This is a genomic window from Achromobacter sp. CSND-B12, from assembly GCF_052906545.1.
In genome coordinates this window covers 2269927-2282171 of record NZ_JBREGJ010000001.1, presented here as the reverse complement: position 1 = coordinate 2282171, position 12245 = coordinate 2269927, and the positions used below count along the sequence as shown (strand labels likewise).

The following is a 12245-nucleotide window of genomic DNA, read 5'->3' as shown; positions in this document are numbered from 1 at the left end:
TCATGAATACCCGTTGACGGCGCGCTGATATCGCGGCGCGCGGCGCCGGCCTACAGTCCGTTCCTTGATCCGGGAACGATGACATGGTCGATGTATTGGTGATAGGCGGAGGCAATGCGGCGCTGTGCGCGGCCTTGATGGCGCGCGAGGCGGGCGCCAGCGTGTTGCTGCTGGAGGCCGCGCCGCGCGCATGGCGCGGCGGCAATTCGCAGCACACACGCAACCTGCGCTGCATGCACGACGCGCCGCAGGACGTGCTGGTGGACGCCTATCCGGAAGAGGAATACTGGCAGGACCTGCTCAAGGTCACCGGCGGCCAGACCGACGAGAAACTGGCGCGGCTGGTGATCCGCGAGTCCGCCACCTGTCGCGACTGGATGCGGCGCCATGGCGTCAATTTCCAGCCGCCGCTGTCGGGCGCGCTGCACGTGGCCCGCACCAACGCCTTCTTCATGGGCGGCGGCAAGGCGTTGGTCAATGCCTATTACCGCAGCGCCGAGGCCCTGGGCGTGGACATCCGCTACGACGCGCCGGTGGACGCGCTGGAACTGGAGAACGGCCGCTTCAAGGCCGCCCGCATCGGCGCCGAGCGCATCGAGGCGCGCGCCTGTGTGCTGGCGGCCGGCGGCTTCGAGTCCAACCGCGAATGGCTGCGCGAGGCCTGGGGCCGCAACGAGCGCGGCGAATGGCCGGCCGACAACTTCCTCATCCGCGGCACCCGCTACAACCAGGGCGTGCTGCTCAAGTTCATGCTGGACGCCGGCGCCGACCGCATCGGCGATCCGTCGCAGTCGCACTGCGTGGCCATCGACGCGCGCGCGCCGCTGTACGACGGCGGCATCTGCACCCGCATCGACTGCGTCTCGCTGGGCGTGGTGGTCAACCGCGACGCGCAACGCTTCTACGACGAGGGCGAGGACTTCTGGCCCAAGCGCTACGCCATCTGGGGTCGCCTGACGGCCATGCAGCCCGGGCAGATCGCCTACTCCATCATCGACGCCAAGGCTGTGGGCCGTTTCATGCCGCCGGTGTTCCCCGGCGTTACCGCAGATTCCGTGGCGGAACTGGGGCGGCGGCTGGGACTGGACCCGGTGGCGCTCGAGCACACCATCCGCGAATACAACCAGGCCTGTAGAACCGGCACCTTCGACCACACGACGCTGGACGACTGCCGCACCGAGGGCCTGGCGCCCGCCAAGACCCACTGGGCCCGGCCCATCGACACCGCGCCGTTCTACGGTTACGCGCTGCGGCCGGGCATTACCTTCACCTACCTGGGGCTGAAGGTGGACGATACCGCCGCCGTTCGTTTCAACGGCGTGCCTAGCGACAACCTGTTCGTGGCCGGCGAGATGATGGCCGGCAACGTGCTGGGCAAGGGCTACACGGCGGGGGTGGGCATGTCCATCGGCACCGCCTTCGGCCGCATCGCCGGCACCCGCGCCGCGGCAGCCGCGCAGCGCATGCATCGTACCCCCGGCACCCACCGCAACGGAGCACAGCATGCGGCAGCTTGAAACCCTGGCCCGCGAGGCTCAATCGTTAGCGCGGACTGCGCCGGCCATGGATGAACGGCCGGTGCGCTGGCATGGACGCGGCGCGGCCGCGCTCAGTCCGCAGGAAACCGAAGTGGCGCGCGTCATGCAGATCTGCAACGCCTGTCGCTACTGCGAAGGCTTCTGCGCCGTCTTTCCGGCCATGACCCGGCGCCTGGAGTTTGGCAAGGCTGACCTGAACTACCTGGCCAACCTGTGCCACAACTGCGGCGCCTGCCTGCACGCCTGCCAGTACGCGCCGCCGCACGAGTTCGCGGTGAACGTGCCGCAGGCCATGGCCAAGGTGCGATTGCAGACTTATACCGAGTACGCGTTTCCAGCGGCGCTGGGCAAACTGTACCAGCGCAACGGGCTGGCGCTGTCGCTGGCCACGGCCGCGGGGCTGGCGCTGTTCCTGGCGTTGACGGTGATGCAGGCGGGTGGGCTGTTGCACGCGCCGATGGCCGGCAATTTCTACGCGGTGTTCCCCCACAACACGCTGGCGCTGATGTTCGGCGCGGTGTTCGGCTTCGCCATGATGGCCCTGGCCATCGGCGCGGCGCGCTTCTGGCGCGACGTCAGCCCGGGCACGGCCAGCGGCGCGGCCGTGGCCGAGGCCGCGCACGACGCGCTGCGCCTGCGCTACCTGGATGGCGGCCATGGCAAGGGCTGCAACAACGCCGACGATGCCTTCACGCTGTGGCGCAGGCGCTTTCACCACTTCACGTTCTACGGCTTCATGCTGTGCTTTGCCGCCACCTGCGTGGCCACGCTCTACCACTACCTGCTGGGCGAACAAGCGCCATATCCGTTCTGGAGCGCGCCGGTGCTGCTGGGCACGGCGGGCGGCATCGGCCTGCTGATCGGGCCGGCGGGCCTGCTGTGGTTGAACCTGCGGCGCCATCCGCTGCAGGGCGACGCGGCGCAAAAACCGATGGACCGCGGCTTCATCGCCTTGCTGCTGCTGACCAGCGCCACCGGCCTGGCGCTGCTGGCCGGCCGCGACACCGGCGCCATGGCCCTGCTGCTGGCGGTACACCTGGGCGTGGTGATGGCGCTGTTCCTGACCTTGCCCTATGGCAAGTTCGCACACGGTATCTATCGCTCGGCCGCGTTGCTGAAGTGGGCGATCGAGAGGCGCCAGCCCGACAAGCTGAAGTTGGGCGCCGACTGAGCCGCGCCGCCGCCGCGGTCCCGTGGCGGTATGCGCGCATGACGGCGCCCTCGAAGGCGCCGCGATTCCAATATCCTTCAGGAGACTTGCATGTTCCCTCATCGCCTTGCCCGCGCGGCATTCGCCGCCGCCTGTCTGCTGCCGGCCCTGCCGGCCGCGCAGGCGCAGACCTTTCCCGCCAAGCCCATCACGCTAGTCGTGCCGCATTCGGCCGGCGGCACTTCCGACATCCTGGCGCGCACGGTGGCGGCCGAAGCCGCCAGGTCGCTCGGCCAGACCATCGTGATCGACAACAAGGGCGGCGCCAACGGCACCATCGCCGCCAAGCAGGTGGCTTCGGCCGCGCCCGACGGCTACATGCTGCTGCTGGCGACCGCCAGCACCCATGGCATCAACCCGTCGCTGTACTCGCGCATTTCGTATGACGCGGTCAGGGATTTCAAGCCGGTCACGTTGCTGGCGACCGTGCCCAATGTGCTGGTGGTCGGCCCCAACGTGAAGGCGGCCAGCGTGCCGGAGCTGATCGCCTACATCAAGACGCAGGGCGATCGCATCAACATGGGTTCCGCGGGGGCGGGCACGCCCGGCCACCTGGCCGGCGAGATGTTCAAGCGGGCGGCGGCCTTGCAGTTCACGCACGTGCCGTACAAGGGGGGCAGCCCTGCCATCACCGACCTGATCGGCGGCCAGATCGACTTCATGTTCACCACCATTCCGGGCGTGCTGCCGCACGTCAAGGCCGGCACCTTGCGCGCGCTGGCGGTGACCTCGCCGCAGCGTTCACCCGCCTTGCCCGACATTCCCACGATGGCGGAGTCGGGCCTGGCGGGCTTCCAGGCCCTGTCGTGGCATGGGGTGGTGGCGCCGGCCGGGACGCCGGACGCGGTGGTGGCGCGGTTGAATGAAGCCTTGGGCGGGGCCTTGGCGGCGCCGGAGGTCAAGCAGCGCCTGATGGAGGAAGGGGCCCAGGCATCGACCCTGCACACGGGCGCCTTCGGCGCGTTCATCGACAGGGAGATCGCGGCCTGGGCGCGGGCCGTGAAGGACTCTGGCGCCACCGCGAACTGAGTGCGTTGCCGATGCGCGCCGCGCATCGGCGATGGCCGTTCAACCCGCCTGGTAGGCGTCGCACAGGGCCAGGTATTCGTCGCCGCCGATCTCCAGCGCCATGGCCGGGATCAGCACGCGCTTGCGGTCCGGCAGCGAGGTCTTCAGCTGGATCTGGCGGCCGATCGGAATGCCGACGTAGGTCTGGTTGACGTAGGTGTTCTCGTTGACCGCCTGCCAGGGAATCACCGCGCCGTCCGTCAGCCGCAGGCCGTCGCGGGTGAAGGTAATGACGGGCTTGGCGGGGCCGAAGGCGCGCAGCAGGCAGCGGATCACCAGCCAGACGCCGATGGCGGCGATGGCGGCGAAGAACGCCATCCCGCCGATGTTTGCGCGGGCACGCGCGGCCAGCACGCCGAACGCCACCGCGGCCACCGTCCAGATGACGGCGCCGGCGATGAGGCGGTTGCGGGAGTAGTACACGGGGCGATCGGTCAGGGTCTGGGCTTGGTGCGAGGCGGAGCTGTAGATTTCCATGTTCGGGTTGCGTGCAAAGGATGAGGGGGCCGCCACGCGGGCGGGATTTCGGAGTCAGGCAGGCAGGTAGTGCCGCAGGCAGGCCAACAGCACCGGCTCGTTGTCGATGCCGGAGCGGTCGATCCGGTGGGTCTTGCCGCGCGCGACGACGATCAGCGTCTCGTCGGTTTCCATGCCTTCGCTATCGGATTGGGTGCGGATGGTGTCGATGCTTGCCCACGGGATCTGCCGCCCCTTGTGCACCAGGCCGGCGGCGTTCATGCCCACGGCGCCGAAGGCGACGGTGGCGCCGGCATCGATGCGGCGCCTGGCATCGGCTTCGAGATTGCCGCCTACGCGCGCCTCCAGCAGGTCCAGCAGCGCATCGGCGTCGTCCCATATGGCCAGGCGCAGCCGCAGGCGTCGGCCGTCGGCCAGCGTGAGCAGCAGATGGTCGCGATTGTGGCGATGGCGCATCGAGGCGATGTCGGCATAGGGTACCGCCAGGGGGCCCAGGCGCAGCGCCCGCTCGTCCAGCGTCAGCGCGGCGGGCGCGCGCCACCACGCGACCAGGTCCGAACCCCGCCACAGCAGGTAGCCCACGGTCGGCAAGGTCAGGAAGAAGACCAGCCACATGGCGCGATAGCGCAGCATCTCGACCAGCAGGCGGCGCGGCAGCAGCCAGATGTCAATGGCCGCCAGCAATTGCGCGGAGAACAGATACAGCAGCGCCGCCGCGCCCAGGTAGCAACCCAGCGCGTAGCGCGGCAGAATACGGGGAAATGAAGCCGTCATGGAAACCGGCCGCGACGCGGCACCGTTCTGGAATTTGAAGGCTTGGCACTCTAAGGCGATGTCCGGCGGGGCGGGGTTTCCATCTGTATCAATATTGCGGATTTCATGTCGTCATCAGCTTGCCCAGCGTCGCCATGCCCTGTTCCATCGCGTCGCTCCAGGGATGTCCGCAGTTCAGCCGCAGATAGTTGCCGAACGCGCCGGAGGACGAGAACAGCGGCCCGGGCGCGATGCTGATGCCGTGGTCGAGCGCCGCGCGATGCAGTCGCAGGGTGTCGATGCGCGCGGGCAGCTCGACCCAGGTGAAGTAGCCGCCGAGCGGCCGCGTGGCGCGCGTGCCCTTGGGGAAGTAGCGCGCCACCGCCTGCAGCATCTCGCCCTGCTGCAAGGCCAGCGTCTGGCGGAACTGGCGCAGGTGGCGGTCGTAGCCGCCCTGCGACAGGTAGGCGGCAATCGCCGCCTGCGTCGGCGCGGCGGTGGCCAGGCTGGTGGTGAGCTTGTTGCGCATGATGGCGCGGGTGTAGCGTCCGGCCGCGACCCAGCCGACCCGGTAGCCTGGCGCCAGCGTCTTCGAGAAGGACGAGCAGTGCATCACCACGCCCTCGCGATCGAAGGCCTTGGCGGGCCGCGGCCGATTGGCGCCGAAGTACAGTTCGCCGTACACGTCGTCCTCGATCAGCGCGACGCCATAGCGCGTCAGCAGCTCGACCAAGGCTTCTTTCTTGGCCTCGGGCATCAGGCTGCCCAGCGGGTTCTGGAAGGTCGTCATCAGCCAGCAGGCGCGCGGCTGGTGTTGCTGGATGGCCCGCTCCAGCGCCTGCAGGTCGATACCCTCGCGCGGATGCGTCGCCACTTCGATCGCGTGCAGCTGGTTGCGTTCGAGCGACTGCAAGGCGGCGTAGAAGGTGGGCGATTCCACGATCACGGCGTCGCCGGGCCGCGTGACCGCGCTCAGGCACAGGTTGAGCGCATCGAGCGCGCCGTTGGTGATGATGATGTCGTCCACCGGCACCGTCAGGCCGTCGGCCAGGTAGCGCAGGGCGATGGCGCGGCGCAGGGCGGCGTCGCCAGGGCTGAGGTCGTCGATGGAACCCCAGGGGTCCAGCTGCTGCACGGTGGCGGCCATGAATTTCGCCAGCCTGCCGTACGGCAGCAGCGACGGGCTGGGAAACGCCGAACCGAACGGCAGCATGTCGCGCCGCAGGGTGGCGTTGAGCACCTGCAGCACGTTGTCGCTGACGTCCACCGGATGGCGGCCGGCGGCGGCGCTGGACAGATCTTCGGGCTCGGGCAGGCTGGCCTGCGAGGCGCGCAGCACGTAGTAGCCGGAACGGTCGCGCGCGCGGATCAGCCCACGCGCTTCCAGCAGGTAGTAGGCCTTGAACACCGTCGACGGACTGACGCCGCGGCTGGCGCTGGTCTGGCGCACCGAGGGCAGGCGGTCGCCCGCCTGCAGCAGCCCTGACAGGATCGAGGCGGTGATCTCTTCGGTCAGCCGTTCGTAGCGTTTCATGAGGGGATCCGGAGAAGACGGCGTTTCAGGTTGACATGCCGAGGGCGCGCATCACCAGCCGCAACGCGCCGGCGGCCAGGCCCAGCGACGCCACGCCGCCGGCCCAGATCAACAGCAGCCACAGCAGCCGGCTGCGCCAGGAGGGCAGGGAGCTCGGCGCGGCCATCAGTGAAACGCCTCGCCGGTGCGCACCTTGCCGCGGAACACGTAGTAGGACCAGGCGGTGTACATCAGGATAATCGGAATGATGGCGAGCGCGCCGACCAGCGCGAAGCCCAGGCTCTGCGGCGGCGCGGCCGCGGTCCAGATCGACACGTCCGGCGGAATCACGGCGGGCCAGATGCTGATGCCCAGGCCGCTGTAGCCCAGGAACACCAGGCACAGCGCCAGCACGAACGGCCCGGCGTCCGGCTTGCCGCGCACGCGCCGCATCAGGTCGATACCGGCGGCCGCCACCAGCAGCGGCACCGGCAGGAACCAGAACATGTTGGGCAGGCTGAACCAGCGCTGCGCGATATGCGGCTGCGCCAGCGGCGTCCACACGCTGATCGCGGCGATCACGGCCAACAGCGCCAGCGTCAGCGGCCGCGCCAGCGCGCACATGTGGCGATGCAGGCGGCCTTCGGTCTTCATGATGAGCCAGGTGCAGCCCAGCAGCGCATACGCCACCACCAGGCCCGCGCCGGTGAACAGCGAGAACGGGCTGATCCAGTCCCACGGTCCGCCCTGGTAGGCGCGCTCGACCACCGGGATGCCTTCGATGTAGGCGCCCAGCGTCACGCCCTGGAAGAAGGTGGCGCAGAGCGAGCCCAGCACGAAGGCGCGGTCCCACAGCGGGCGGTGGCGCGGGTCGGCCTTGAAGCGGAACTCGAAGGCCACGCCGCGGAAGATCAGCCCCAGCAGCATGAACACCAGCGGCAGGTGCAGTGCGCTCAGGATCACCGAGTAGGCCAGCGGAAACGCGGCCAGCAGCCCCGCGCCGCCCAGCACCAGCCAGGTCTCGTTGCCGTCCCACACGGGCGCCACGGTGTTGACCATGGCGTCGCGTTCCTCGGCGTCGCCGACCAGCGGAAAGAGGATGCCGATGCCCAGGTCGAAGCCGTCCATCACCACGTACATCATCACGCCGAACAGGATGATGACGGCCCATATCAGTGCAAGGTCGATGCCCATGGTGTCAGGCTCCTTTGAATCCAGGTTGCGCGGACGGGGCGTCCGCCGAGGTGGAGGCGGCCGACAGCGGCCGCGACGGCTGGCGCGGTTCGCCCGGGCCGCCGGACAGCGGCGCATGGCCGGGCGCCGGGGTCGGGCCCATGCGGATCAGGCGCAGCATGTACGACACGCCCGCGCCGAACACGAACAGGTACACCACCACGAACAGCGCCAGCGTCAGCGTCAATTCGCCCAGGCCGTGGCGGGTGGCGGCGTCGGCCGTGCGCATCACGCCGTAGACGATCCATGGCTGGCGGCCGATCTCGGTCACGTACCAGCCGGCCAGGATCGCCACCAGGCCGGAGGGCCCCATCCACAGCGCGAAGCGTTGCAGCGCGCGCGACTGGTACAGGCGGCCGCGCCAGCGCGCCCACAGCGCCCAGCCGGCCAGCAGGATCATCAGCATGCCCAGCCCCGCCATCACGCGGAACGACCAGAACACCACGGTGGCGTTGGGCCGATCCTCGGGCGGATACGACTTCAGTCCGGGGAACTGGCCGTCCCAGCTGTGCGTGAGGATCAGGCTGCCCAGGCGCGGCACGTTGAGCGCGTAGCGGGTCTCTTCGCGTTCCATGTCGGGGATGCCGAACAGCGTCAACGGCACGCCCGCGCCCGGCTCGTTTTCCCAATGGCCTTCGATCGCGGCGATCTTGGCGGGCTGGTGCTTGAGCGTGTTCAGGCCGTGGAAATCGCCCACCACCGCCTGCAGCGGCGCCGAGATCGCCAGCATGGCCATCGCCATCGCGAACATCTTTTTCACCGCCGGGCTGCGGTCGCCGCGCAGCAGGTGCCAGGCGCCGGACGCGCCCACCATCAGCGCGGTGGCCAGGAACGCGGCGATGCCCATGTGCGCCAGGCGGTAGGGGAACGAGGGGTTGAAGATCACCGCCAGCCAGTCGGTCGGCACCACCCGGCCGTCCAGGATCTCGTAGCCCGCGGGAGTCTGCATCCAGCTGTTGGACGCCAGGATCCAGGTGGCCGATACCAGCGTGCCCAGCGCCACCATGATGGTCGAGAAGAAGTGCAGCCCCGGGCCCACGCGCGACCAGCCGAACAGCATCACGCCGAGAAAGCCCGCTTCAAGAAAGAATGCGGTCAGCACTTCGTAGGCCAGCAGGGGTCCGGTGACACTGCCGGCGAAATCGGAGAAGAAGCTCCAGTTGGTGCCGAACTGGTACGCCATCACCAGGCCGGATACCACGCCCATGCCGAAATTGACGGCGAAGATCTTGGTCCAGAAGTGGTAGAGGTCGCGGTAGACGGTGTTGCGGGTGCGCAGCCAGCAGCCTTCGAGCACGGCCAGGTAGCTGGCCAGGCCGATGGTGATGGCCGGAAAGATGATGTGAAAGGAAATGGTGAATCCGAACTGTATTCGGGCAAGCAGTAGCGCGTCGCTATCCATGGCGGGTGATTCCTGACTTCAAGGCCCGCGCGATCCTGCCGCCACCGGGCGGCGCGCGCGGACAGGCCGATGCCTGTAGCGCCAAGATAGGCCGGTGGCGCTGCGCAGTACAGATTCAGAAACGTCAGGAAAAAGCGGATCAGTTTGCCGGCCTTCCGCAAGCGGCATGCCTCTCGCCATAGGGAAAACTGGCTCTTCGCAGGAAAAGGGCCAGATCCCGTCGTTACAAAAAAAGCAGCACAGCGAAAGCGCTGTGCTGCCTGATCCTGCCGTCATGGCGGGGCAAGGGGGGATGCCGGCCCCGGCCGGGTTCAGGCGCGCGCGGCCTTGTCGATCAGCGCCGCGACCTCCTGTGCACGGGAGGCCAGCGACGCGTGGCTGGCGTCCAGCTTCAGCACCTTGCGCGGCTGCATCCGGGCCGACATCCTTTCCTGGTTCGCCGGGGCGATCATGCGGTCCTCGGTGGACAACTGATACCACGACGGCTTGTGGCGCCAGGCGGGGTCGCTGACCTGGTCGGCAAAGGTGCTGGCCAGCGGCGCCTTCTGCGTCACCGCCATGACCAGCGCGTCGTCGGCATCCAGGTCCTGGCAGAAGCTCTCGTGGAATTTATCGGCGCGCAGCCATAGATAGCCATCGCTGTCGGGCGCCAGGTTGGGTGCCGCGACGGGCGGATGCTGTTCGGTGATGCCGCCAGGGCTTTCGCCGGCATCGGGCGCGAACGCGGCAATGTAGACCAGCCCGGTCACGTTGGGCTGGTTGCCCGCTTCGGAGATGACCGCGCCGCCGTAGGAGTGGCCCACCAGCAGCACCGGGCCAGCCTGTTGCGCAACCATCTTGCGGGTGCGTTCGGCGTCGTCGGCCAGCGAGGTGAGCGGCAGTTCCACCGCGTGCAGATCCTTGTGTCCCAGTTTGGCCAGGGCCAGGATGACCCGGCTCCAGTGGGCGGCGCCGCCCCAGAATCCATGCGCCAGAATGATGGTCGGTGTGCTGCCCATGGTGGATCTCCCGAAGTAGAGGAGCCACGATCATGCTACGGCGCGGGGCGCCCCGTCACGGGATTTCGCGCGTTTGTTATCGATGGATACCACTATGTCGATTGTGAGGCTGGCAGGCGTTGAGCGTATGGTCAGGGCGTTGCCAGCGCCCGCCGCTGCACCCGCTGGCTCAGCCACACGCTGCCCACCACGATCACCATCCCCGCCATTTGCGCCGCGCTCAGGCGCTGGTCGAGCAAGGCCCAGCCCAGCAGAACGGCCGACACCGGGCTCAGGAATCCGAGCGACGACACCACCGCGGGCTCCAGCCGCGCCAGCCCGCGGAACCAGATCACGTAGGTCAGCGCCGCGCCGATGAGCCCCAGATAGGCAATGCCCAACACATTCAGCGTGGTCACCGGCGGCAGCGCCGGCTCGGCCAGCAAGGCGACGGGCAGGAGCAGCGCGCCGCCGGCGGTCAATTGCCAGGAGGTGAAGGCCAGCGCCGACACCGGCGGCTGCCAGCGGCGGCTCAGCACGGTGCCCAGCGCCATCGACGCGGCGCTGGCCAGGCCTGCGGCCACGCCCACCGGATCCAGCGCCGCCTTGGGGCCCAGCACCAGCAGCGCCACGCCGCCGATGCCGGCCAGCGCCGCCAGCACCGCCAGGCCGCGCACGGGCGTACCCAGCAGGGCGCGCGCCAGCAGGATCACGATGAGCGGCTGGATCGCGCCCAGCGTCGCCGCCACGCCGCCCGGCAGGCGGTAGGCGGCCACGAACAGCAGCGCCCAGAAGATGGAGAAGTTCAGCGCGCCCAGGATCGCGCTGCGCAGCCACCAGATGCCGTGCGGGATCTGGCGTACCGCCAGCAGCAGCAGGAGGCCGGCCGGCAGGGCGCGCAGCATCGCCACGGTCAGGGGATAGCCCTGCGGCAGCATCAGAGTGGTGACGACGTAGGTGCTGCCCCAGATGGCGGGGGCGGTGGCAGTCAGAAGCAGGTCGGTGCTGCGGCTCATTGCGGGTTCCTGGTGGCCGTCGGTCGCCACGATGGCCGGCCGACGACTTCGAAACCGACAGGCTAATTGATTAGCGCCGATACGATAATATCCATTCTGATGGCGACATCATTCACTGCTGGTAAACAATAAACGGGCCCGTCCATGGACCACCTCACCGCGCTCAAGGTCTTTCGCCAGGTGGTCGAGCAAGGCGGCTTCGCCGCGGCCTCGCGCCAGCTTGGACTGTCGCCCGCCGCCGTCAGCAAGAACATCGCCGAACTGGAGGCGCACGTGGCGGTGCGCCTGCTGAACCGCACCACCCGCCGCATGAGCCTGACCGAGGCGGGGCGGCAGTACTACGAGCAGGTCGCGCGCATCCTCGATGACCTGCACGATGCCGACATGTCGATGGGGCCGCTGCAGCAGGAACCCACTGGCACGCTGCGAGTCAGCGCGCCCATGTCGCTGAGCCTGACGCTGCTGGCGACCGCCATGCCGCGATTCCTGGCGCGCCATCCGCGCCTGTCGCTGGACCTGCACCTGGAGGATCGCCGCATCGACCTGATCCGGGAAGGCTTCGACGTGGCCATCCGCGGCAGCGACAGGCTGGAGGAATCCAGCCTGGTGGCGCGCAAGCTGATGACGCTGGAGCATGTGCTGTGCGGCGCGCCGGCCTACCTGCGCCAACATGGCGAGCCACAGGCGCCCGCCGACCTGCGGCGCCTGGAATGCGTGCGCTTCACCCTGTCGGGGCATGCCGACGAATGGACCTTCCAGCGCGCCGGCCAGGTCGAACGCGTGCAGGTGCGCGGGCGCTACAAGGTCAATTCCAGCCTGGCGGTGCGCGACGCGTTGCGCGCCGGCCTGGGCGTGAGCCTGGTGCCGCGGGTCTACGTGCAGGCCGACCTGGAGATCGGCGCCTTGCGCCAGGTGCTGACGGATTGGACGCCGGTGGAGACGGACGTGTACGTGGTGTATCCGTCGCGGCGCCACATGGTGGCGAAAGTGCGGGCGCTGGTGGACTTCCTGGTCGAGGAACTGGCGCCGCCGGCGGCCTGAACCGCCGGCGGCGCCGC

General features: G+C 68.8%; 12 protein-coding genes. 4 read left to right on the top strand and 8 right to left on the bottom strand.

Annotated features, from left to right (window positions below):
• Positions 1-83 precede the first annotated feature (83 nt).
• The 3 genes from tcuA to ACUTAG_RS10585 all read left to right on the top strand — a co-directional run bounded on the left by tcuA (position 84) and on the right by ACUTAG_RS10585 (position 3777).
• A complete protein-coding gene (gene tcuA, locus ACUTAG_RS10595; protein WP_026384773.1) occupies positions 84-1517 on the top strand; it encodes an FAD-dependent tricarballylate dehydrogenase TcuA in 1434 nt (477 codons plus the stop codon).
• Positions 1504-2709 (top strand): tricarballylate utilization 4Fe-4S protein TcuB, encoded by a 1206-nt coding sequence (gene tcuB, locus ACUTAG_RS10590; protein WP_107316097.1) that lies wholly within the window; start codon positions 1504-1506, stop codon positions 2707-2709. Before tcuA ends, tcuB begins: the two co-directional genes overlap by 14 nt.
• 90 nt (positions 2710-2799) lie before the next feature.
• Positions 2800-3777 carry a Bug family tripartite tricarboxylate transporter substrate binding protein gene (locus ACUTAG_RS10585; protein WP_107316098.1) on the top strand — a complete coding sequence of 326 codons (978 nt, stop codon included), beginning with the start codon at positions 2800-2802 and terminating at the stop codon, positions 3775-3777.
• Between the two features lie 39 nt (positions 3778-3816).
• Here ACUTAG_RS10585 and ACUTAG_RS10580 read toward each other — a convergent pair whose 3' ends face one another.
• From ACUTAG_RS10580 to ACUTAG_RS10545, 8 genes are all read right to left on the bottom strand, one after another.
• Positions 3817-4293, bottom strand: a complete 477-nt coding sequence (locus ACUTAG_RS10580) for a hypothetical protein (protein ID WP_107316099.1) — start codon at positions 4291-4293, stop codon at positions 3817-3819.
• Positions 4294-4347: 54 nt separating this feature from the next.
• Positions 4348-5067, bottom strand: a complete 720-nt coding sequence (locus ACUTAG_RS10575; RefSeq protein ID WP_047991917.1) for a hypothetical protein — start codon at positions 5065-5067, stop codon at positions 4348-4350.
• A gap of 103 nt (positions 5068-5170) precedes the next feature.
• Positions 5171-6580, bottom strand: a complete 1410-nt coding sequence (locus ACUTAG_RS10570) for an aminotransferase-like domain-containing protein (protein WP_148317227.1) — start codon at positions 6578-6580, stop codon at positions 5171-5173.
• Positions 6581-6605: 25 nt separating this feature from the next.
• Entirely contained in the window at positions 6606-6746 is a 141-nt protein-coding gene (locus ACUTAG_RS10565; RefSeq protein WP_020926249.1) for a DUF2474 family protein, read from the bottom strand.
• Entirely contained in the window at positions 6746-7753 is a 1008-nt protein-coding gene (gene cydB, locus ACUTAG_RS10560) for a cytochrome d ubiquinol oxidase subunit II (RefSeq protein ID WP_026384779.1), read from the bottom strand. Before cydB ends, ACUTAG_RS10565 begins: the two co-directional genes overlap by 1 nt.
• Before the next feature lie 4 nt (positions 7754-7757).
• Positions 7758-9194, bottom strand: a complete 1437-nt coding sequence (locus ACUTAG_RS10555) for a cytochrome ubiquinol oxidase subunit I (protein ID WP_054437871.1) — start codon at positions 9192-9194, stop codon at positions 7758-7760.
• 311 nt (positions 9195-9505) lie between these two features.
• Positions 9506-10192 carry an alpha/beta hydrolase gene (locus ACUTAG_RS10550; protein WP_148317225.1) on the bottom strand — a complete coding sequence of 229 codons (687 nt, stop codon included), beginning with the start codon at positions 10190-10192 and terminating at the stop codon, positions 9506-9508.
• 131 nt (positions 10193-10323) lie between these two features.
• Entirely contained in the window at positions 10324-11187 is an 864-nt protein-coding gene (locus tag ACUTAG_RS10545; protein ID WP_020926252.1) for an EamA family transporter, read from the bottom strand.
• A gap of 144 nt (positions 11188-11331) precedes the next feature.
• Between ACUTAG_RS10545 and ACUTAG_RS10540 the strand changes: the two genes are divergently transcribed.
• Positions 11332-12228, top strand: coding sequence for a LysR family transcriptional regulator (locus ACUTAG_RS10540; RefSeq protein WP_020926253.1), 897 nt, complete (start codon positions 11332-11334; stop codon positions 12226-12228).
• Positions 12229-12245: the final 17 nt, after the last annotated feature.

Excerpts from the sequence above, each read along its gene's own strand:
- tcuB (WP_107316097.1), top strand. The coding sequence starts at position 1,504 with ATGCGGCAGCTTGAAACCCTGGCCCGCGAGGCTCAATCGTTAGCGCGG.
- ACUTAG_RS10550 (WP_148317225.1), bottom strand. The coding sequence starts at position 10,192 with ATGGGCAGCACACCGACCATCATTCTGGCGCATGGATTCTGGGGCGGC.
- ACUTAG_RS10580 (WP_107316099.1), bottom strand. The coding sequence starts at position 4,293 with ATGGAAATCTACAGCTCCGCCTCGCACCAAGCCCAGACCCTGACCGAT.
- ACUTAG_RS10570 (WP_148317227.1), bottom strand. The coding sequence starts at position 6,580 with ATGAAACGCTACGAACGGCTGACCGAAGAGATCACCGCCTCGATCCTG.
- ACUTAG_RS10585 (WP_107316098.1), top strand. The coding sequence starts at position 2,800 with ATGTTCCCTCATCGCCTTGCCCGCGCGGCATTCGCCGCCGCCTGTCTG.
- ACUTAG_RS10540 (WP_020926253.1), top strand. The coding sequence starts at position 11,332 with ATGGACCACCTCACCGCGCTCAAGGTCTTTCGCCAGGTGGTCGAGCAA.
- ACUTAG_RS10575 (WP_047991917.1), bottom strand. The coding sequence starts at position 5,067 with ATGACGGCTTCATTTCCCCGTATTCTGCCGCGCTACGCGCTGGGTTGC.
- ACUTAG_RS10545 (WP_020926252.1), bottom strand. The coding sequence starts at position 11,187 with ATGAGCCGCAGCACCGACCTGCTTCTGACTGCCACCGCCCCCGCCATC.
- tcuA (WP_026384773.1), top strand. The coding sequence starts at position 84 with ATGGTCGATGTATTGGTGATAGGCGGAGGCAATGCGGCGCTGTGCGCG.
- ACUTAG_RS10555 (WP_054437871.1), bottom strand. The coding sequence starts at position 9,194 with ATGGATAGCGACGCGCTACTGCTTGCCCGAATACAGTTCGGATTCACC.
- ACUTAG_RS10565 (WP_020926249.1), bottom strand. The coding sequence starts at position 6,746 with ATGGCCGCGCCGAGCTCCCTGCCCTCCTGGCGCAGCCGGCTGCTGTGG.
- cydB (WP_026384779.1), bottom strand. The coding sequence starts at position 7,753 with ATGGGCATCGACCTTGCACTGATATGGGCCGTCATCATCCTGTTCGGC.